Here is a 19,849-nt window from a genome sequence, read left to right as displayed (position 1 = left end):
TGTCACGCCCTGTCCGCGACGCGCTCGCCGAGCAGGCCCTGTGGCCTGAACAGCAGCACGAGGATGAGGAGTACGAACGCCCAGACGTCTGCCCAGGACTGGCTGCCGAACTTGTCCATGCCGGGGATGTTCGAGATGTAGGCGGTGGACAGTGCCTCGGCCACACCGAGGACGAGGCCGCCGAGCATGGCGCCGTAGATGTTGCCGATGCCGCCGAGGACGGCCGCGGTGAAGGCCTTCAGACCGAGGAGGAAGCCCATCTTGAAGTCGATCTGGCCGTACTTGAGACCGTAGGCGACGCCTCCGACGGCCGCGAAGGCGGCGCCGAGGGCGAACGCGATCACGATGATGCGGTCGGTGTTGACGCCCATCAGCTTCGCGGTGTCCGGATCCTGGGCGGTGGCCTGCATACCGCGGCCGGTACGGGTGCGCATCACGAAGTAGGCGAGGAACGCCATGCTGAGCGGGGCCGCGGCCACCAGGAAGATGTCACCGGTCTGGATCGTGACGTTGCCGATGTTGAAGGGGCCGCCCGGAATGGTCGGGAACGTGCGGGCGGACTTCGCCTGCGGGTACCAGGCCCACACCGCCTGCTGCAGCGCCAGGGAGAGACCGATGGCGGTGATGAGGGGCGCGAGGCGCGGGGCGGTGCGCAGCGGACGGTAGGCGAACCGTTCCGCTCCGACGGCGACGGTGACGGAGACCAGGATCGCGCCGATCAGCATCAGCGGCAGGGCCACCCACATCGAGGTGCCGTCGGGAAGGATGTACACATAGACCGTGAGCGCGCCGAAGGCACCGGTCATGAAGATCTCGCCGTGGGCGAAGTTGATGAGCTGGACAATGCCGTAGACCATTGTGTAGCCGATGGCGACCAGCCCGTACATGGATCCAAGTAGCAGGCCGTTGACCAGCTGCTGCGGCAGTTCGTTCACCGCATGTCCTCCGAGACGTTCGGAACGAGCGACGGATGGGGCCGGATGCGAGTCCGCGCGGGGCGCCAGTGGAACAGCGCCCCGCGCGGCTCGACAGGTGCGGGAGTGGGTCAGCCGCCGTTGTAGGTGCCGGACTCCACGGCCTTCCAGGCGCCGCCCGCCACGGAGTAGACGGTGAGCTGCTTGTTGGTCGCGTCGCCGTACTGGTCGAAGGAGACCTTGCCGGTCACACCGTCGAAGGACACGTTCTGCACCGCGGCGGTGACCTTCGCGCGGGCGTCGGACGGCAGCTTGCCGCCGTTGTCGTCGACGACCTTCTTCACGGCCTCGATGATCGCCCAGGCCGAGTCGTAGGAGTAACCGCCGTAGGCCGCGTACTCGTCCTTGTAGCCCGCCGCCTTGTAGTTGGCGACGAATTCCTTGGCGGAGGCCAGCGTTTCGACCGGCGCGCCGACCGAGGTGGCGAAGTCGCCGGTGGCCGCGGTGCCGGCCAGCTTGATGAAGGTGGGGTCGTAGATGCCGTCGCCGCCGATCAGCGGAATGTTGGCGCCGGCGGACTTGATCTGCTTGCTGAGCGGGCCGGCCTGCGGGTACTCGCCGCCGTAGTAGACCACTTCGGCGCCGGAGTTCTTGACCTTGGTCGCGACCGCGGAGAAGTCCTTGGTGTCGGGGTTGATGTGCTCGGTGCCGACCACCTTGCCGCCGAGCTTCGTGAACTCGTCGGTGAAGGTCTTGGCGAGGCCTGCGCCGTAGGTCTTCTTGTCGTCGATGACGAAGACCTTGGTCTTCTTGGCCTTGTTGTAGATGTACTGCGCAGCGAACGGGCCCTGGATGGCGTCCGTGGTGGCGGTGCGGAAGTACGACTTGTACGGACGCTGCTTGGTGGTCTGCCAGTTGGTGCCCTGGGTCAGGTCCGGGCTGGTGTTGGCGGGGGAGACCTCCACCAGCTTGTTGTCGTCGAAGACCTTCTGCATCGACTGCGCGACCGAGGAGTTGAGCGGGCCGACGACACCGAGGACGGAGCTGTCGCCGACGAACGCGGTGGCGTTCTGCTGACCGGAGGAGGGCTGCGCCTGGTCGTCCTTGGCGGAGATCTTGAAGGTGACGCCCTTGACGAGGTTCTGCTTGTTGGCCGTGTTGACGGCCAGGTCCACGGAGTTCTTGATGCCCAGGCCGAGCGCGGACAGGTCGCCGGTCAGCGGGGCGTCGACGCCGATGGTGACGGTGGTGCCGCCACCCTTGCCGGAGTCGGAACCCTTGTCGCCGCTGTCGCGCGAGCCGCAGGCGGTGAGGGTGAGTGCTCCCGCTGCCAGCGCGGCGGTGATGGCGATGAGCGAACGTTGACGCACGATCAGTCCTTTCCCTGGACGACCGTCTCCCCCTGGAGACGGTCGAGCCGCGCGCCCGTATGAAGTGACAGGCCCAAGGGCGAAGCCCTGCGGGCAAGTCGAAGAGGCAATCATTCGGCGCGGTGACTGGCGGTGACTCTAAGCGTGTGCAGGGAACGTGGAGGAGACCCTGACCCAGGCTGTGACTCTCTTGTTATGACACGACGTAATGCAGAGCGGTACGCACTGGGGGGGAAGGTTGGAATTCCGCCCGATTCGCTCCGTCCGCATGATGAGAACCTGCAGGATTCACCATGATCAATTCAGGCGTCTCGAGGGTTTTGGTGATGACGTGATCTTGTTGTCGCAGGCGTCTTTCAGGGCCTGGGAGAGGTGTTGCGCGTAGCGCGTGCCGAGGATGAAGCTCTGAATCTGTATTGCGCGCGTATTACGCAGAGTTACATCCAGGAAAGGAAGCCCGGCGTCCATGGGCACCTTTCCGCATTCCGTCACGTGCATGGTTATTGTGATCTTGCGGCCGGATCCTGCCTTGGTGCGGAAGGGGGGCCGAGGGTCTGTCACCAGCGACAGTCCCGCGTACGGCTGGGTCACCCGGGTCACGGTTACCGGTGGCCCGGACTCCACGCTCAGTAGCACCGCGAAGCTGAAGCTGCGCGGAAGGGCGCCGCCCGGATTGGGCCGACCGCCCGAGTAGGCCACGTCCACCGTCTGGGCGGGATACGGCGCCGGGGGCGGCGAAGGCGACGGTGGCCGCTGGGGCCGGGTGGCATAGAGGTAGCCGCCTGCGCCCAGGAGGGCGGCGGCTGCGGCGAGGGCGAGGGTGGTGCGGCGGTGGCGGGTGTAACGGGTCAGCAGCGCCGTGCGGATCCGGGCGGTGCGGCGGCCGGGTGGGCGCTCCGGCGCTCCGGCGTCCCACGCGCGCGTGCCCTCGCCGGGCTCCAGAGGGCCGATGCCGGTCACTGCCAGGGGCTTTCGCTCGGGGCCCCGTACCGATAGCGCTCGGCGCAGGCGCTGCGTGCCTGACGGTCGATCAATTCACCGGCACCCCCCGCCCCTTGACGCCGCTTCATGGACCGCGCCGCGTTCACGACGTCCCGCAGGATCTCGTACTCCCCGTTGGACAGCCCCATCGACTGGTAGTCGCCGTAGGTGGTGCCGTCGAGCACCTCGCGCGACCAGTGCGCGACGAGCCGGGTGCACAGGTCGGCGGCGGAAGCAGAGGAAGCGGCGTAGGGGGAGGGGGCGGGAGGGGGATCCGGGCCGGCGCGGTGCCCGGTGCCGCCGGGCCCGTCGCAGGCCGTTGCCAGCAGGAGCGCGGGCAGCGCCGACCCGAGCAACAGCCACCTCACCCCGTGCCGGGGGTCCCCTCGCCGTCCCATGTGCCGAAGCTAAGGGCCGGGACGGCAGGGGGCAACAGCCCGGGGCGGGCCGGTCAGCCGGCGGTGGCCGGCACCTGTGCCGCGTCGCCGGGCCGCACGTCCCGCAGCAGGCAGGTCAGCCGGGCGCTGCACACCCGGCGGCCCTGCTCGTCGGTGATCACGATCTCGTACGTCGCCGTCGACCGGCCCCGGTGCACGGGCGTGGCCACACCCGTCACCAGGCCCGAACGGACCCCGCGGTGATGCGTGCAGTTCAGATCGACCCCGACCGCGATCTTGGAGCTGCCGCCGTGCAGCATCGAGCCCACCGAACCCAGGGTCTCCGCCAGCACCGCGGAGGCGCCGCCGTGCAGCAGGCCGTACGGCTGGGTGTTGCCCTCCACCGGCATGGTCCCGACGACCCGGTCCGCCGAGGCCTCCAGGATCTGCACACCCATGCGCGTGCCCAGGTGACCGGCCGAGAACAGGGCGGGCAGGTCGACACCGAGGGCCGCGTACTCGTCGATGACCTCCTGCGGGAACTCCGCTCGATGCTGCTCACCCATGGTCCCGGCTCCGTTCGTCGTCCGGCTGTCCACTCGCAGCCGGCTGCTCACTGAGCAAACGCTCAGTCGGTCGCCGATTGTTCCAGACGGCCCGCTGTGCTCTCCGTGTGCCCTTCGAGTCGTACGACGACGGACTTGCTGGCCGGCGTGTTACTGGTGTCGGCGGTGGCGTCGAGCGGGACCAGGACGTTCGTCTCGGGGTAGTAGGCCGCCGCGCAGCCCCGGGTCGTCGGGTAGTGCACGATCCGGAAGCCGGGCGCCCGCCGCTCCACGCCGTCCTTCCACTCGCTGACCAGATCGACGTACGCCCCTTCGGCGAACCCGAGCGCCCCGGCGTCCTCGGGGTGCACCAGCACCACCCGGCGGCCGCCCGTGATGCCCCGGTAGCGGTCGTCGAGACCGTAGATCGTGGTGTTGTACTGGTCGTGCGAGCGCAGGGTCTGCAACAGCAGCCGGCCTTCGGGCAGCTCCGGGTACTCCACCGGCGCCGCCGTGAAGTTCGCCTTGCCGGTGGCGGTCGGGAAGCGGCGCTCGTCGCGCGGCGCGTGCGGCAGCGCGAAGCCGCCGGGGTGGGCGACACGGGCGTTGAAGTCCTCGAAACCGGGGATCACGCGCGCGATGCGGTCACGGACCGTCGCGTAGTCCTTCTCGAACTCCTCCCACGGCACGACGCTGTTCGCGCCGAGCACCCGGCGCGCCAGCCCGCAGACGATCGCGGGCTCGGAGCGCAGGCGCGCACTGGCGGGCGCGAGCCGCCCGCGCGAGGCGTGCACCATGCCCATCGAGTCCTCGACGGTCACGAACTGTTCGCCACAGGCCTGCAGGTCCCGCTCGGTGCGGCCCAGCGTGGGCAGGATCAGCGCCCGCGCCCCGGTGACCACGTGCGAGCGGTTGAGCTTGGTCGACACATGCACGGTCAGCCGCGCCCGGCGCATCGCGGCCTCGGTGACCTCGGTGTCGGGGGAGGCGGAGACGAAGTTGCCGCCCATGGCGAAGAACACTTTCGCCTCTCCGTCGCGCAGCGCGCGGATGGCCCGTACGACGTCGAAGCCGTGCCGGCGCGGCGGTGTGAACCCGAACTCCTTCTCCAGCGCGTCCAGGAAGGCCGGGGCAGGCCGCTCGAAGATGCCCATCGTGCGGTCGCCCTGCACGTTGGAGTGGCCGCGCACGGGGCACACGCCCGCGCCGGGCCGGCCGATGTTGCCGCGCAGCAGAAGGAAGTTGACCACCTCGCGGATGGTCGGGACGGCGTGCTTGTGCTGGGTGAGACCCATCGCCCAGCACACGATCGTGCGCTTCGAGGCGAGCGCCATGCCCAGCGCCTGCTCGATCTCCGCGCGCGTGAGGCCCGTGGCGGCCAGCGTCCCGGCCCAGTCGGCGGCGCGGGCGGCCTCGGCGAACTCCTCGAAGCCGTGGGTGTGCTCGCGGACGAACTCCTCGTCGACCGCGCCCTCGGTCTGCAGGATCAGCTTGTTCAGCAGGCGGAAGAGCGCCTGGTCGCCGCCGATGCGGATCTGCAGGAACAGGTCGGTGAGCGCGGCGCCCTTGAGCAGGCCCTGCGGCGTCTGCGGGTTCTTGAACCGCTCCAGGCCGGCCTCGGGCAGCGGATTGATGCTGATGATCTTCGCGCCGTTCGCCTTGGCCTTCTCCAGCGCGGAGAGCATGCGGGGATGGTTCGTGCCCGGGTTCTGGCCTGCGACGATGATCAGGTCCGCCTGGTGGAGGTCCTCCAGCAGAACGCTGCCCTTGCCGACGCCGAGGGTCTCGCTCAGGGCCGAGCCGGACGACTCGTGGCACATGTTGGAGCAGTCCGGCAGGTTGTTCGTACCCAGCTCGCGTGCGAAGAGCTGGTACAGGAACGCGGCCTCGTTGCTGGTGCGGCCCGACGTGTAGAAGACGGCCTCGTCGGGGGAGCCGAGCGCCGCGATCTCCTCGGCCACGATGTCGAAGGCCCGCTCCCAGGTGACCGGCTCGTAGTGCGTGCCGCCCTCGGGGAGATGCATGGGGTGCGTGAGCCGGCCCTGCTGTCCCAGCCAGTAGCCGCTCCTGGTGGCCAGGTCGGCCACCGGGTGCGCGGCGAAGAACTCCGGCGTGACCCGGCGCAAAGTGGCCTCCTCGGCCACCGCCTTCGCGCCGTTCTCGCAGAACTCGAAGGTGTGCCGGTGCTCCGGCTCGGGCCAGGCGCAGCCCGGGCAGTCGAAGCCCTTCTTCTGGTTCACCTGCAGCAGCGTCAGCGTGGTGCGCCGCAGACCCATCTGCTGCTGGGCGATGCGCAGGGTGTGGCCGATGGCCGGCAGCCCGGCGGCCGCGTGCTGAGGCTCGGTGACCTGCGGCGCGTCCTGAACCGGATCACCCTTCGGTGGTTTCGTCGCCATCGCACGCTCCCCTTCGACTGCGTGTGCCGTATTCGCCGTCGATCCTCCCACGGGTCGCCGACAACGGTGCCGCCGCCTTCTCCTGCCGCCGCCTGCCTCGTCCTCGGCCCGTCCCGACCGCGTCCTTCGCCCGTCCCGGCCGCCGTGGCGGCGCGGTGTCGTGGGGGCGAGCACCCGCACCCGGAGCCGTCCGGTCCGGACTGTCAGTGCGGCGTGGCAGGATCGGGGACGTGGCAGAGACAGCATCGAAGAAGACCGACAAGACCCCCGGCGGTACCCGTCCCCGGCTGATGCTCATGGACGGGCACTCGCTGGCCTACCGCGCGTTCTTCGCGCTGCCCGCGGAGAACTTCACGACCGCGACCGGCCAGCCGACGAACGCGATCTACGGCTTCGCGTCGATGCTGGCCAACACCCTGCGTGACGAGGAGCCGACGCACTTCGCGGTGGCCTTCGACGTCTCGCGCAAGACCTGGCGCTCCGAGCGGTTCACCGAGTACAAGGCGAACCGCTCGAAGACCCCGGACGAGTTCAAGGGTCAGGTCGAGCTGATCGGCGAGCTGCTCGACGCGATGCACGCCCCGCGCTTCGCCGTCGAGGGCTTCGAGGCGGACGACGTCATCGCCACCCTCGCCACCCAGGCCGAGGCCGCGGGCTTCGACGTGCTGATCGTCACCGGCGACCGCGACTCCTTCCAGCTGGTCACCGACAACATCACGGTGCTCTACCCGACGAAGGGCGTCTCGGAGCTGACCCGGTTCACCCCGGAGAAGGTTCTTGAGAAGTACGGCTTGACGCCTGCCCAGTACCCCGACTTCGCGGCCCTGCGCGGCGACCCGTCCGACAACCTCCCGGGCATTCCCGGCGTCGGCGAGAAGACCGCCGCGAAGTGGATCAACCAGTTCGGCTCCTTCGCCGAGCTGGTCGAGCGGGTCGAGGAGGTCAAGGGCAAGGCGGGGCAGAACCTCCGCGACCACCTGGAGTCGGTCAAGCTCAACCGCGTCCTGACCGAGCTGGAGCGCCAGGTCGAGCTGCCGAAGACGGTCACCGACCTGGAGCGGGGCCCGTACGACCGCAAGGCCGTCGCGATGGTCCTGGACACCCTGGAGATCCGCAACCCGTCCCTGCGCGAGCGCCTCTACGCCGTCGACCCGGGCGCGGAGGAGGCCGAGGCCACACCGGTCGCCACCGACGGCGTGGAGATCGACGCCACGGTCCTGGGCACCGGCGAGCTGGCCCCCTGGCTCACCGAGCACGCCGGCCGGACCCTGGGCGTCGCCACCGTCGACACCTGGGCGCTGGGCACCGGCTCGGTCGCCGAGGTCGCCCTCGCCGCGGCCGGGGGAGCGGCCGCCTGGTTCGACCCGGCCGAGCTGGACGAGGCCGACGAGAACGCGTTCGCGGCGTGGCTGGCCGACGCCGCCCGCCCCAAGGTGTTCCACAACGCCAAGGGCGCCATGCGCGTCCTCGCCGAGCACGGCTGGAGCGTCGAGGGCGTCACCATGGACACCGCGCTCGCCGCCTACCTGGTCAAGCCGGGCCGCCGCTCCTTCGACCTGGACACGCTGTCCCTGGAGTACCTGCACCGCGAGCTGGCGCCCGCCGCCGCGGCCGACGGGCAGCTCGCCTTCGGCGCGGACGACGGCGCCGAGGCCGAGGCCCTGATGGTCCAGGCCCGCGCGATCCTCGACCTGGGCGAGGCCTTCGGGGCCCGCCTCGAGGAGGTGGGCGCGGCGGACCTGCTGCGCGACATGGAGCTGCCCACCTCCGCCCTGCTCGCCCGCATGGAGCGGCACGGTATCGCGGCCGACCGCGCGCACCTGGAGGCGATGGAGCAGACGTTCGCGGGCGCGGTGCAGCAGGCCGTGAAGGAGGCCCACGCCGCCGCAGGGCACGAGTTCAACCTGGGCTCGCCCAAGCAGCTCCAGGAGGTCCTCTTCGGCGAGCTGGCCCTGCCCAAGACCAAGAAGACCAAGACGGGCTACACGACGGACGCCGACGCCCTCGCCTGGCTCGCCACCCAGACCGACAACGAACTGCCGGTGGTCATGCTCCGCCACCGTGAGCAGGCGAAGCTGCGCGTCACCGTCGAGGGTCTGATCAAGACCGTCGCGGGCGACGGCCGGATCCACACCACGTTCAACCAGACGGTGGCCGCGACCGGCCGTCTGTCCTCCACGGACCCGAACCTGCAGAACATCCCGGTGCGTACGGACGAGGGCCGGGCGATCCGCCGCGGCTTCGTCGTCGGCGAGGGTTTCGAGTCGCTGATGACCGCCGACTACAGCCAGATCGAGCTGCGCGTGATGGCCCACCTCTCCGAGGACGAGGGCCTGATCGAGGCGTTCACCTCCGGCGAGGACCTGCACACCACGGTCGCCTCCCAGGTCTTCGGGGTCGAGCGGGACGCGGTGGACGCGGAGATGCGCCGCAAGATCAAGGCGATGTCGTACGGCCTCGCCTACGGCCTGTCCGCGTTCGGCCTCTCCCAGCAGCTGAACATCGACGCGGGCGAGGCGCGCGCCCTGATGGACACCTACTTCGAGCGCTTCGGCGGCGTCCGGGACTACCTGCGCCGCGCGGTCGACGAGGCACGGGCGACGGGCTACACGGCGACGCTCTTCGGCCGCCGCCGCTATCTGCCCGACCTCAACAGCGACAACCGCCAGCGCCGCGAGGCGGCCGAGCGCATGGCCCTCAACGCACCCATCCAGGGGACGGCGGCGGACATCGTCAAGATCGCCATGCTCAAGGTGGACAGCGCGCTGCGGGCGGCGGGGCTGAAGTCCCGCATGCTCCTGCAGGTCCACGACGAAATCGTGCTGGAGATCGCCCCGGGCGAGCGCCGGGCCACGGAGGAGATCGTCCGCCGCGAGATGGCGGGCGCCGTCCACCTCAGGGCCCCCCTGGACGTCTCGGTGGGCGCGGGCCCGGACTGGGAATCCGCAGCGCACTAGCCTGCGCAGGGCGGTGGCGGAGGAGGCAGGCCCCCCGCCGCCACCGCGCGGTTCCGCCACCGCAGGTTCCACCACCGCCAGGCTCGCCCACCGCGCGGTTCCAGTCCCGCCCGGCTCGCCCACCGCACCGAGAGATCCTTCTCGGCGGTAACTGCGTTCGGGCGAGACGGCGGCACCCCGCGGTGCCGAACCCGTCGCCGCCCCCCGCGCCGCCTCACCCACCCGCACAATCAACCGGCTCCAGCACAACAAACCGGCCAAATTCCCGCAGGGCCCGTCACTCACGTGGCCCCCGCCAAAACGCCCCACACCCCCCGCAGCCGCAACACTGCGGGCATGGGTATACGCATGCTTCACCGCCGGACGCCCGAGGCAGACACCCGGGCCTGGGCGGACACCGCCTCGGCGCAGGCCCTGCTCGCCTCGCCGGTCCCGGCCCTCGCGGCCGACGCAAGCACCGCCCGCGTCCCCGCAGACCTGGCCGAGACCGTACGCACGGCCGCCACGGACCTGCGGCGCAGACTCGCCGGCCCGACCGCCTGCACGGACCACGTCCCGGACTGGCGGCAGTGGGCCGACCTGGCCCGCGGCTATCTCGCCCTGGCGCTCGCGCTGATCCCCAGATCGCGCCCCCGACCCACCCTCACGGTCTTCGTCGCGTCCCTCACCGAGCGACCGGCCGCCTCCGACGCGCAGCGACCGCCTCGCCGGGACCGCCAGGACCGTCCGGCGCCGGGTCCCGACGCCGCACCCTGACCCCGCCGGCGTACAGCAGCAGCCCCGGGACGAGCCCCGCGCCCACCCCGAAGCACAGGGCCGGCACCAGTTCCCACAGCCGGGCCGACGCGCCTGCGCCCGGCCACTCCCGCGCCACCCGCTGCACCGCCCTGGCCACCGCGCAGCCGCCGATGACCGCCGCGGCCCGCCACCGGTCCCGCACGGAGAGCACCGGCACCCCCGCCGGCACCCCGCCCGCCGGCCGCCGCAGCGCCCGAGCGGCGAACACCGCGAGCACGGCCGCGCCCGCCACGGACGAGCCGTACTGCAGCCACGAGAACAGCGGCACGCCGAGCAGGCGGTCGTGCTCGACGGCCGGGACCAGCCGCGCCCCCCACCGGCAGTCGTGCGTGAACGCGTCCCACACCACATGCGTCAGCCCGCCGAGCACCGCGGAGACGTACCACCACCCCACCGCGGCGGCCCGTACGCGCGCGCGTGGCGCACCGCAGCGCAGCAGGGCCGCCGGCCGCCCCTGCACGGCCCGGGGCAGCAGCGCGAGCAACGGTTCCCGGACCAGCAGCCACAGCCCCACCAGGGCCCAGGCGATGAGCACGTCGACCGTGACGACCCCGGCGAACGCGTGCGTGACCGTGCCGGATTCCATTCCGCCCGGCAGGACACTTGCGGCACAGAAGGTCATGCGGGCGCGAAGGGGGCCGCGACGAGCACCGCCGGCACCAGCGGGCCGCGTCCGGTCCCGTCCCGGCGGACCGCGGGCAGGACGGCCGCCGCATGGCTGAGTGTGAACGGCAACAGGGCCCCCTCGAACGGTCGTCGGCCACACCGTCGGAGCCGGTGGTCAGGCCTGTTCAGTATGCGGGAACCCCGCCGGCTCCACGGGCGACAACGAGAGTTGGCCAACCGGTGAAAATCGGACGTGAACAGGTGCCCGCGCCAAGCAAGTTGCCGTAGGGTCACCTGCGGCGCCGGGCAGGCACACGGTCGCACACCACACAGAGGGAACGGCGCAACAGACGCAACCGGAACACCGGGTCAACCGTCACACCGGAGCGAGGCAGACGGACGGAGACGGGCGCAGGGGCGTCCACAGGAGGGGTTCAGTCTATGGCGGCGCATTTCGGCAGGCGGCTGCGCAAGGGGGCGGCAACCACCGCCGTGGCCGCGGCGGCGGTCGCGGCTCTGTCCGCGTCCCAGGCACCGGGAGCGACCGGCCGGGACCACAGCAGACAGACGACGGCCGGCGCCTCCACGCCCGTCCCGGGCGCGGCCTCCGAGGGCAACGCCACCGGCAACTCCCCGTACTACACGGACCTCCCGCCGCTGAACAGCCCCAACCCCAGCCCGGGCCCCAGCTCCTCGCCGACCGCCGGAACCCCGGTCGTCCAGGGAGACGCGGAGGCCGGCATACCGGCGACGGTCCTCGACGCCTACAAGAAGGCCGAGGCCGAACTGCGCTCCTCCAAGCCCGGCTGCAACCTGCCCTGGCAACTCCTCGCCGCCATCGGCAAGGTCGAGTCGGGCCACGCCGACGGCGGCCGGGTCGATGCCGACGGCACCACGCTGACCCCCATCCTGGGCCCGGTGCTCGACGGCAACGGCTTCGCGCTCATCAAGGACACCGACCACGGGGCCTACGACGGCAGTGCCGAGTACGACCGGGCCGTCGGCCCCATGCAGTTCATCCCGTCGACCTGGGCCTGGGCCGGCCGCGACGGCAACGGCGACGGCAAGAAGGACCCCAACAACGTCTACGACGCCGCCCTCGCCGCCGGCCACTACCTGTGCCGCAACGACTGGGACCTCTCTGGCGAGGACGGGCTGCACAGCGCGATCCTCAGCTACAACGACTCGCAGGACTACCTGAACACGGTCCTGAGCTGGCTGGAGTACTACCGCAAGGGCACCTACTCCGTCCCCGACGGCAGCGGCAGCGTGCCCGGGCGCCGCAGCGACGACGGCACCCGGCACACCGAGTCCCCGACGCCCACGCCGCCGAAGCCGCCGAAGAACAAGCCCACCCCGAAGCCCGGGGGAGGCAGCGGGAGCCCCGGCCCGACCCCGTCGAAGCCGCCCGCCCCGACGCCCACGCCCACCCCCACCGACACCGTGGACCACCTCCAGGACGCGGGCACCACCCAACTCACCGCGATGGCCGGCGACGCCTTCACCGAGCGGATCTCCACCCGCGCCGAGACCAAGGCCGGCAAGTCCGTCGCCAAGGTGCGTATCCGGTTCACGATCAGCGGCGACACCGACACCACCTTCACCGGTGGCGAGAAGGTGGCCACGGTCGCCACCGACGCCCAGGGCGTCGCGCTCGCCCCCGCGCTCCGGGCGGGAGAGAAGACCGGCGACTTCAAGGTCACCACGGCCGTCGTGGGCCGCTCGGCCAAGGGCGTCGACTACACGGCCACCGTCACCGCCCGCGTCGCCGACACCCTGACCCGCACCAGCGACACCCCGCTCACCTGCACCCCGGGCGGCGAGTTCGCCGACCAGGTCCAGGTGAAGGCGACGTACAAGGGCGCCGTCGCGGACAAGGTCGCGGCCACCGCCACGCTGATCAAGTCGCCCCTCGACACCAGCGAGAACGACAAGGGCCCCTACTTCAAGGACGCCAAGGGCAAGACGGTGCGCACCCTCACCGGCCTGCAGACCGACGGCAAGGGCCTGCTCACGCTGCCGAAGCTGTACGCCGACGACAACACCGGCACCTTCCTGCTCCGGATCACCACCACCGGCGGCACGACGCTCACCGTCGAGCTGAACGTCGCCGCGGCCGACACCACGGCGAGCCCGTCGCCGAGCCCCTCGCCCACCTCCTCCGCCTCGTCCTGACCCCACACGGACCAGCAGGGCGCCCTTCTCGCACCAGCGGGCAGGGCGCCCTCGTTCGTACGTGCACCGCTGTTCTCATCTCGCCCGCCCGTTGCTACGGTGCCGGACCTGACACTCCATCAGGAACTGGCGGGACGCCGACCGTCAGGAACCGTTCCGCTCGCCGGGAGGCCCCGATGCGCGCACTGATCGCCGCTGCGACCGGTTTCGCCCTCGCGCTCGCCCTGGTCCTCACGATCAGCGCGATGGGCTCGCCGTCGGGCCGGACGTCCCCCAAGCCGCTGCTGACGACGGTGCCCTCGCACCCGTAGCCACGCCCGTCCGGGAGGGAGGCCTCGCATGCGCCGCAAGGCAAGCCTGGTCCTGCTCGCCTGCGCCGTCTTCTGCGCGGCGCTGTCCCCGCTCATGCGCTGGTACGCCTTCCCGCGCCTGGCCAGGATCCCCGCGAACCAGTACCAGGACATGGTCCTGGAGGCCAAGGACGCCACCCTCCTCGACTACGGCACCATGCACGCCAAAAAGGTCCCCAAGGTCACCATCGTGCAGACCCTCAAGGGCAACGTGGAGGCCGCGAAGAAGATCGAGAGGACGGCGGGGCGGCCGGTCGTCGTCTGGGACAGCCTGTCCTACGTCCAGGGCCCCGACGGCAAGATGGTCTCCAAGATCCCCGAGCGCTACATCTTCGACGCCCACACCCAGGACCCGGTGCACGCCACCGGCGAGATGGTCGACGGCGACCCGGTCACCCGCCAGGGCATCGAGTTCAAGTGGCCGTTCCTCACGCAGAAGCGCGACTACGAGTACTTCGACGCGCAGACCCGCACCACGAGCCCCATCCACTACAAGGGCACCCAGACCTTCCGCGGCCTGATGGTCTACTACTTCGAGCAGACCATCCCCTGGACCAAGGTCCCCATGCCCAAGAGCATGCCCGTCCAGGGCATCACACCGGAAACGGTCGCCAGGACGGGCACGACCCGCTGGTACAGCACGGTCCGCAAGTTCTGGGTCGAACCGGTCACCGGCGCCCCGGTCTACGGCGAGGAACTGCACCAGGAGGAGCTGCGCGGCGGCACCCTGCTCGGCGGCCGCGCCAAGGTCACGGCGTTCGCCGGGGACGTGAAGATGCGCGAGGACTACATCGAGCACACCGTCGCCCTGGTCAAGCACAACCGCACCCTCGTCCTGATGCTCACCTCGTACGTCCCCTGGGGCTCCCTGATCCTCGGCGTCCTGCTGCTGGCCCTCTCCCTCTACCTGGAGGCCCGCTCCCGCCGCCCCCGGGACCCGGCCCCCACGCAGTCGCCGGAGCCGGAACCGGTCAACGCCTGAGCCTCGCGCTGGTGTGCCGGGTGGGCTCGGCGGCCGCCGGGTCCTCGGGCCACGGATGCTTCGGATACCGTCCGCGCAGCTCCGCGCGTACGCCCTTGTAGCCGTCCTTCCAGAAGGACGAGAGGTCGGCGGTGACGGCGGCGGGCCGCCCGGCGGGGGAGAGCAGATGCACCAGCAGCGGCACCCCCGCCACGGCCGGCGTCTCCTGAAGCCCGAACATCTCCTGCAACTTGACGGCGAGCACCGGCCGCTCGGGGTCGTCGTAGTCGATCCGGATTCTGGACCCACTGGGTACGACGATCCGCTCGGGCGCGAGTTCATCCAGCCGGACGGCATCTCCGCTCGCCCAGGGCAGCAGCCGGGCGAGCGCCTGTCCGGCGTCGATCCGCGCGAGATCGGCCCGGCGCCGGGCCCTGCCCAGCTCCGGTTCCAGCCACTCGTCCACGCGCGCGTGCAGCGCGTCGTCGGACACGTCCGGCCACGGCTCCCCGAGGTGCGTCCGCACAAACGCCAGCCGCTGCCGCAGTACCCGCGCCTCCGCCGACCACCGAAGCAGCCCGAACCCCTCCTGCTGCAGACCTTCGAGAAGGGCAGCGCGTACGAGTGGCGGATCGGCGTCCTTCAGCGGCCGTACGGCCAGCTCGATCGCCCCCAGCCGCTCGACATGCCGGGCGACGACGTCCCCATCGGCCCAGTGCACCTCGTCCCGTTCGGCGAGCAGAGGTCCGGCGGCCGCGAGCGCCACGTCCTGCGCCACGGCGGCCCCGAGCCGCACACGCGCGTGCCCGGTGCCGCCCGGCCGGTCGGCAACCGCGACGACGATCCACGGCGCTCCTCGCACCGCCGACCCCTGCGCCCACTCGGCCCGTGTCCCGGAGGCCATGAGATACGACCCGCCGTCGAGCCTGGCGACACGCTCGGGAAAGGCGAGCGCGGCGACCAGCCCGGCGAGCCGGTCGTCACTGGTGCCCGGCCCGACTTCGAGAGCACCTTGCGGGCGGGCGTCGCGGGCGGGCGGGCCGGACGGATCCGAAGAGACGGCCCGCAGCCGCCGAACCTCCGCAGCCCACTGTGCGGCGTAGGCGTCACCTCCGCGTCGGGCGCGGCGCAAGGCATCCGCAAGATCATCCCCGTACTCGCGCGGCACCTCTTCCGAGAGCAGCGCGACAACCTCCGCGCCCTCACCCGAGGTGTCCAACAACGCCCGCCCCAGTCGCGGGTGCACCCCCAGCCGGGCCAACCGCACCCCGACGTCCGTGGCCCGCCCGGCGGGATCCACCGCCCCCACGGCTGCCAGGGCGGAGCGCCCGGCGGCCATCGCCCCGCCCGGCGGCGGATCCAGCAAGGCCAGCCCGGAGGCGTCCGGATCGCCCCAGCAGGCCGCCTGGAGGGCGAACGCGGTCAGGTCGGCCAGCTTGATCTCCGGCGTCGGAAAGGCCGGCAGACGCCCGTCCTCGGCCTGCGTCCAGCACCGGTACACCACCCCCGGCGCCTCACGCCCCGCTCGCCCGGCCCGCTGCCGCCCGGCCGCCCGCGACGCCCGTACGGTCGTCAGTCCGCTCAGCCCGCGCGCGTGGTCCACCCGCGGCTCCCGCGCCAGCCCCGCATCGACGACCACCCGCACCCCGGGCACGGTCAGTGACGACTCGGCGACCGACGTGGCCAGGACCACCCGGCGCCGCTCCCCGCCCGTCAGCACCGCGTCCTGCACCGAGGCCGACGCCCGCCCGTGCACCTGCAGCACCTCGACGTCCCCCAGGCCCCCGAGCTGCCCGGCCACGCGCGCGATCTCGCCCACACCGGGCAGGAAGCACAGCACGTCGCCCGCCCGCTCGGCCAGCGCCCGCCGCACCACCGATGCCACGTGCGCGAGCAGTGCCGGATCGACCCGCATCCCGTGCGGCGGGCGCACCGGGCGCGGCGGCGGCGCCCACACCACCTCCACCGGATGGGAGACACCCGCCGCCTCGACCACCGGCGCCCCGCCGAGCAGCCGGGCCCAGCCCTCCGCGTCCGTGGTCGCCGACGCGGCCAAGAGCCGCAGTTCCGGCCGCAGCGTCTGCCGCACGTCCCACAGGAAGGCGGCCGCCGTGTCCGCGTCCAGGTGCCGCTCGTGGCACTCGTCCAGTACGACGACGTCGACGCCCGGCAGCTCCTGGTCCCGTTGCAGCCGCTGCAGCAGCACACCGGTCGTCACGACCTCCACGCGCGTGTGCCGCCCCACGGCCCGCTCGCCGCGCACCGTGAAGCCCACGCTCTCGCCGGGCTTCTCGCCCAGCAGCCACGCCATCCGCCGGGCCGCCGCCCGCGCCGCGATCCGCCGCGGCTCGGCCACCACGACCCGCCGCGCCGGACCGCCCCCGACCAGCCCCGCCAGCACCAGCGGCACCAACGTCGTCTTGCCGGTGCCGGGCGGCGCCACGAGCACGGCGGTGCCGTCACCCTCCAGGGCGTCGGCCAGGGCGGGCAGGGCGGAGCGCACGGGCAGCGCGTCCAGGGCGTCGTAACGGATCACGTCCCTAGTGTCGTACGACGGAAAACGCAGCCCACGCGCGCGTACGTCCCTTCACGTACGCGCAAGGACGTACGTGAAGGGACGTACGTGAGGGGAACACGGATGCGCGGCGGCGTCAGTCCCGCTCGCACACGAAGATCGCCGTCCCCGGGATCAGGCTCCCGCGCAGCGGGGACCAGCCGCCCCACTCCGAGGTGTTCCAGGCCGGCCACTCGGGCTCCACCAGGTCCACCAGCCGGAAGCCGGAGGCCGCGATGTCCCGGACGCGGTCGCCGAGGGTCCTGTGGTGCTCCACGTAGACCGCGTGGCCCTCCTCGTCCTGCTCCACATAGGGTGTGCGGTCGAAGTACGTGGCCGACACCGACAGACCCTCGGGGCCCGGCTCGTCCGGGAACGCCCAGCGGATCGGGTGCGTGACCGAGAAGACGAACCGGCCGCCCGGCCGCAGCACCCGGCGGACCTCGCGCAGCACAAGCCGCGGGTCGGCGACGAACGGCAGCGCCCCGTACGCAGAGCACGCCAGATCGAAGGAGCCGTCCGCGAAGGGCAGCGCCCCGGCATCCGCGCAGACGAGGGGAAACGATCCGCCGATGCGCAGCGCGTGCTGGAGCTGGCGGTGCGAGAGGTCCAGCGCCACCGGGCGGGCGCCCTGCGCGGCGAGCCAGCGCGCGCACTGCGCCGCGCCGGCGCCGATCTCCAGAATCGCCTTGTCCTTCAGTTCTTCCGACGGACCGAGCAGCTCGGCCTCCACCTCGTCCAGCCCCTCCGGGCACCACACGAAGCGGTCGTCGCCGAGGAACGTGCCGTGCTCGACCTGGTACTCGTCCGCGTTGCGGTCCCACCAGCCCCGGTTGGCCCGTGCGCTCTCCGCGACACCGGCGTCACGCCGCGTGGCTTCCGACGTGGAATCCACGGCGTTGTCGGTCTCGTGCGCTTCCGGCTCTTGGATGATCGGCTCCCTCGTCGTACTCTTCCGTCCAACCCGCCAGGGGTCCGCGATGGAAGGTGTCCCCCAGGCGCGCGTGGCCTCGTGGGACGCTTTCTTCTGCCGGGTATGCGGCGATCCGCCCCCCGTGTGCGCCTTCGCGCATTGACCCTGTCCGGCTGCCCCCGTATGCTACAAGTTGCGCTGCGGGCCTGCGCACCTCAGACGTAGCAGGCTGTGCTCGCATCTGTTGTATGTCCCCTCGGTTCTCGAGGCGCCACCAGTGGTTTTGTGTGGCGCTTCCTTGGCTGTCCGGCTTCATCAGAGCGAAACGGGCTCCCGGCGTAAGCAGTACCTACGACTTCAATGTCCGTACCGGAGCCCTTTCCCACATGACGAGCAGCACCGAGACCACCGCCACCACCCCGCAGGTTGCGGTCAACGACATCGGTAACGAGGAAGCCTTCCTCGCAGCGATCGACGAGACGATCAAGTACTTCAACGACGGCGACATCGTCGACGGCGTCATCGTGAAGGTCGACCGGGACGAGGTCCTGCTCGACATCGGTTACAAGACCGAAGGTGTCATCCCGAGCCGCGAGCTCTCGATCAAGCACGACGTCGACCCCAACGAGGTCGTCGCCGTCGGTGACGAGATCGAGGCCCTCGTCCTCCAGAAGGAGGACAAGGAAGGCCGCCTGATCCTCTCGAAGAAGCGCGCCCAGTACGAGCGTGCCTGGGGCACCATCGAGAAGATCAAGGAAGAGGACGGCATCGTCACCGGTACCGTCATCGAGGTCGTCAAGGGTGGTCTCATCCTCGACATCGGCCTCCGCGGCTTCCTTCCGGCCTCCCTGGTCGAGATGCGCCGCGTCCGCGACCTCCAGCCGTACGTCGGCAAGGAGCTCGAGGCCAAGATCATCGAGCTGGACAAGAACCGCAACAACGTGGTCCTGTCCCGCCGTGCCTGGCTGGAGCAGACCCAGTCCGAGGTCCGCCAGACGTTCCTCACGACCCTCCAGAAGGGTCAGGTCCGTTCCGGCGTCGTCTCCTCGATCGTCAACTTCGGTGCCTTTGTGGACCTGGGTGGCGTCGACGGTCTGGTCCACGTTTCCGAGCTGTCCTGGAAGCACATCGACCACCCGTCCGAGGTCGTCGAGGTCGGCCAGGAGGTCACCGTCGAGGTCCTCGACGTCGACATGGACCGCGAGCGCGTCTCCCTGTCGCTGAAGGCGACCCAGGAAGACCCGTGGCAGCAGTTCGCCCGCACCCACCAGATCGGCCAGGTCGTGCCCGGTAAGGTCACGAAGCTGGTTCCGTTCGGTGCGTTCGTCCGCGTGGACGAGGGCATCGAGGGTCTGGTCCACATCTCCGAGCTGGCCGAGCGCCACGTGGAGATCCCGGAGCAGGTCGTCCAGGTCAACGACGAGATCTTCGTCAAGGTCATCGACATCGACCTCGAGCGTCGTCGCATCAGCCTCTCGCTGAAGCAGGCCAACGAGTCCTTCGGTGCCGACCCGGCCTCGGTCGAGTTCGACCCGACCCTGTACGGCATGGCCGCGTCCTACGACGACCAGGGCAACTACATCTACCCCGAGGGCTTCGACCCCGAGACCAACGACTGGCTCGAGGGCTACGAGAAGCAGCGCGAGGAGTGGGAGCGCCAGTACGCCGAGGCGCAGACCCGCTTCGAGCAGCACCAGCAGCAGGTCATCAAGTCCCGCGAGGCCGACGCTGCCGCTGCCGCCGAGGGTGGCGAGGCTGCCGCTCCGGCCGCCTCGGGTGGCGGTTCGTACTCCTCCGAGGGTGCGGACACCTCCGGTGCCCTGGCCTCGGACGAGGCGCTTGCCGCGCTGCGCGAGAAGCTGGCCGGCGGCCAGAGCTGATCGCTGCCGCTGAGGCTTGGCCGATAGCTGGTCCCGAGGGGCCGTACCTTTCCAGGTGCGGCCCCTCGGGCG

The 19,849-nt window shown here is 71.2% G+C and carries 14 protein-coding genes and 1 pseudogene; 6 read left to right on the top strand and 9 right to left on the bottom strand.

Annotated features, from left to right (window positions below):
- Positions 1-2 precede the first annotated feature (2 nt).
- The 6 genes from GQF42_RS12955 to GQF42_RS12930 all read right to left on the bottom strand — a co-directional run bounded on the left by GQF42_RS12955 (position 3) and on the right by GQF42_RS12930 (position 6,583).
- On the bottom strand, positions 3-935 hold the full coding sequence (locus GQF42_RS12955) for a branched-chain amino acid ABC transporter permease (RefSeq protein WP_158919783.1): 933 nt from the start codon (positions 933-935) through the stop codon (positions 3-5).
- 110 nt (positions 936-1,045) lie between these two features.
- A complete protein-coding gene (locus GQF42_RS12950; protein WP_199272665.1) occupies positions 1,046-2,284 on the bottom strand; it encodes a branched-chain amino acid ABC transporter substrate-binding protein in 1,239 nt (412 codons plus the stop codon).
- Between the two features lie 297 nt (positions 2,285-2,581).
- Complete coding sequence (locus tag GQF42_RS12945) at positions 2,582-3,244, bottom strand: Tat pathway signal sequence domain protein (RefSeq protein WP_158919781.1); 663 nt, start codon at positions 3,242-3,244, stop codon at positions 2,582-2,584.
- Positions 3,241-3,663 (bottom strand): hypothetical protein, encoded by a 423-nt coding sequence (locus GQF42_RS12940; RefSeq protein WP_199272664.1) that lies wholly within the window; start codon positions 3,661-3,663, stop codon positions 3,241-3,243. The genes GQF42_RS12945 and GQF42_RS12940 overlap by 4 nt, the downstream gene beginning before the upstream one ends.
- A gap of 53 nt (positions 3,664-3,716) precedes the next feature.
- Positions 3,717-4,208, bottom strand: coding sequence for a hotdog fold thioesterase (locus GQF42_RS12935; protein ID WP_158919780.1), 492 nt, complete (start codon positions 4,206-4,208; stop codon positions 3,717-3,719).
- A gap of 62 nt (positions 4,209-4,270) precedes the next feature.
- A complete protein-coding gene (locus tag GQF42_RS12930) occupies positions 4,271-6,583 on the bottom strand; it encodes an FdhF/YdeP family oxidoreductase (RefSeq protein WP_158919779.1) in 2,313 nt (770 codons plus the stop codon).
- Between the two features lie 230 nt (positions 6,584-6,813).
- Here GQF42_RS12930 and polA point away from each other — a divergent pair, with 230 nt between their 5' ends.
- Together polA and GQF42_RS12920 are read left to right on the top strand one after the other, a co-directional pair.
- The gene (polA, locus tag GQF42_RS12925) at positions 6,814-9,540 is read left to right on the top strand and encodes a DNA polymerase I (RefSeq protein ID WP_158919778.1); all 2,727 of its coding nucleotides are present in this window, start codon (positions 6,814-6,816) and stop codon (positions 9,538-9,540) included.
- A 336-nt stretch (positions 9,541-9,876) separates the two neighbouring features.
- A complete protein-coding gene (locus GQF42_RS12920) occupies positions 9,877-10,296 on the top strand; it encodes a hypothetical protein (RefSeq protein WP_199272663.1) in 420 nt (139 codons plus the stop codon).
- Here GQF42_RS12920 and GQF42_RS12915 read toward each other — a convergent pair.
- Positions 10,205-11,073: pseudogene (locus GQF42_RS12915) on the bottom strand (DUF4184 family protein). The gene GQF42_RS12920 and the pseudogene GQF42_RS12915 overlap by 92 nt on opposite strands.
- 312 nt (positions 11,074-11,385) lie before the next feature.
- On the opposite strand from GQF42_RS12915, the gene GQF42_RS12910 reads away from it, so the two are divergent.
- The 3 genes from GQF42_RS12910 (at position 11,386) to GQF42_RS12900 (ending at position 14,451) form a co-directional block, all read left to right on the top strand.
- Positions 11,386-13,119 (top strand): lytic transglycosylase domain-containing protein, encoded by a 1,734-nt coding sequence (locus tag GQF42_RS12910; protein ID WP_158919777.1) that lies wholly within the window; start codon positions 11,386-11,388, stop codon positions 13,117-13,119.
- 176 nt (positions 13,120-13,295) lie between these two features.
- Entirely contained in the window at positions 13,296-13,430 is a 135-nt protein-coding gene (locus GQF42_RS12905; protein WP_158919776.1) for an SPW_0924 family protein, read from the top strand.
- A 28-nt stretch (positions 13,431-13,458) separates the two neighbouring features.
- Positions 13,459-14,451, top strand: coding sequence for a DUF3068 domain-containing protein (locus GQF42_RS12900; RefSeq protein WP_158919775.1), 993 nt, complete (start codon positions 13,459-13,461; stop codon positions 14,449-14,451).
- On the opposite strand, the gene hrpB is transcribed toward GQF42_RS12900, so the two are convergent.
- Positions 14,441-16,966: an ATP-dependent helicase HrpB gene (gene hrpB / locus GQF42_RS12895; RefSeq protein WP_158919774.1), complete on the bottom strand. Its 2,526-nt coding sequence runs from the start codon at positions 16,964-16,966 to the stop codon at positions 14,441-14,443. The genes GQF42_RS12900 and hrpB overlap by 11 nt on opposite strands.
- A 115-nt stretch (positions 16,967-17,081) precedes the next feature.
- Positions 17,082-17,966 carry a class I SAM-dependent methyltransferase gene (locus tag GQF42_RS12890; RefSeq protein ID WP_199273050.1) on the bottom strand — a complete coding sequence of 295 codons (885 nt, stop codon included), beginning with the start codon at positions 17,964-17,966 and terminating at the stop codon, positions 17,082-17,084.
- Between the two features lie 317 nt (positions 17,967-18,283).
- Between GQF42_RS12890 and rpsA the strand changes: the two genes are divergently transcribed.
- Positions 18,284-19,777, top strand: a complete 1,494-nt coding sequence (rpsA, locus tag GQF42_RS12885; protein ID WP_067015219.1) for a 30S ribosomal protein S1 — start codon at positions 18,284-18,286, stop codon at positions 19,775-19,777.
- The last annotated feature ends 72 nt before the right edge of the window (positions 19,778-19,849 follow it).

The organism is Streptomyces broussonetiae, from assembly GCF_009796285.1.
Taxonomy (GTDB): Bacteria; Actinomycetota; Actinomycetes; order Streptomycetales; family Streptomycetaceae; genus Streptomyces; species Streptomyces broussonetiae.
This window is presented reverse-complemented; position numbering and strand designations above follow the sequence as displayed.

What these genes read in the sequence shown, in the direction of transcription:
- GQF42_RS12940 (WP_199272664.1), bottom strand. Translation starts at nt 3,663, where the DNA reads ATGGGACGGCGAGGGGACCCCCGGCACGGGGTGAGGTGGCTGTTGCTC.
- GQF42_RS12935 (WP_158919780.1), bottom strand. Translation starts at nt 4,208, where the DNA reads ATGGGTGAGCAGCATCGAGCGGAGTTCCCGCAGGAGGTCATCGACGAG.
- GQF42_RS12930 (WP_158919779.1), bottom strand. Translation starts at nt 6,583, where the DNA reads ATGGCGACGAAACCACCGAAGGGTGATCCGGTTCAGGACGCGCCGCAG.
- GQF42_RS12920 (WP_199272663.1), top strand. Translation starts at nt 9,877, where the DNA reads ATGGGTATACGCATGCTTCACCGCCGGACGCCCGAGGCAGACACCCGG.
- GQF42_RS12910 (WP_158919777.1), top strand. Translation starts at nt 11,386, where the DNA reads ATGGCGGCGCATTTCGGCAGGCGGCTGCGCAAGGGGGCGGCAACCACC.
- GQF42_RS12905 (WP_158919776.1), top strand. Translation starts at nt 13,296, where the DNA reads ATGCGCGCACTGATCGCCGCTGCGACCGGTTTCGCCCTCGCGCTCGCC.
- GQF42_RS12900 (WP_158919775.1), top strand. Translation starts at nt 13,459, where the DNA reads ATGCGCCGCAAGGCAAGCCTGGTCCTGCTCGCCTGCGCCGTCTTCTGC.
- rpsA (WP_067015219.1), top strand. Translation starts at nt 18,284, where the DNA reads ATGACGAGCAGCACCGAGACCACCGCCACCACCCCGCAGGTTGCGGTC.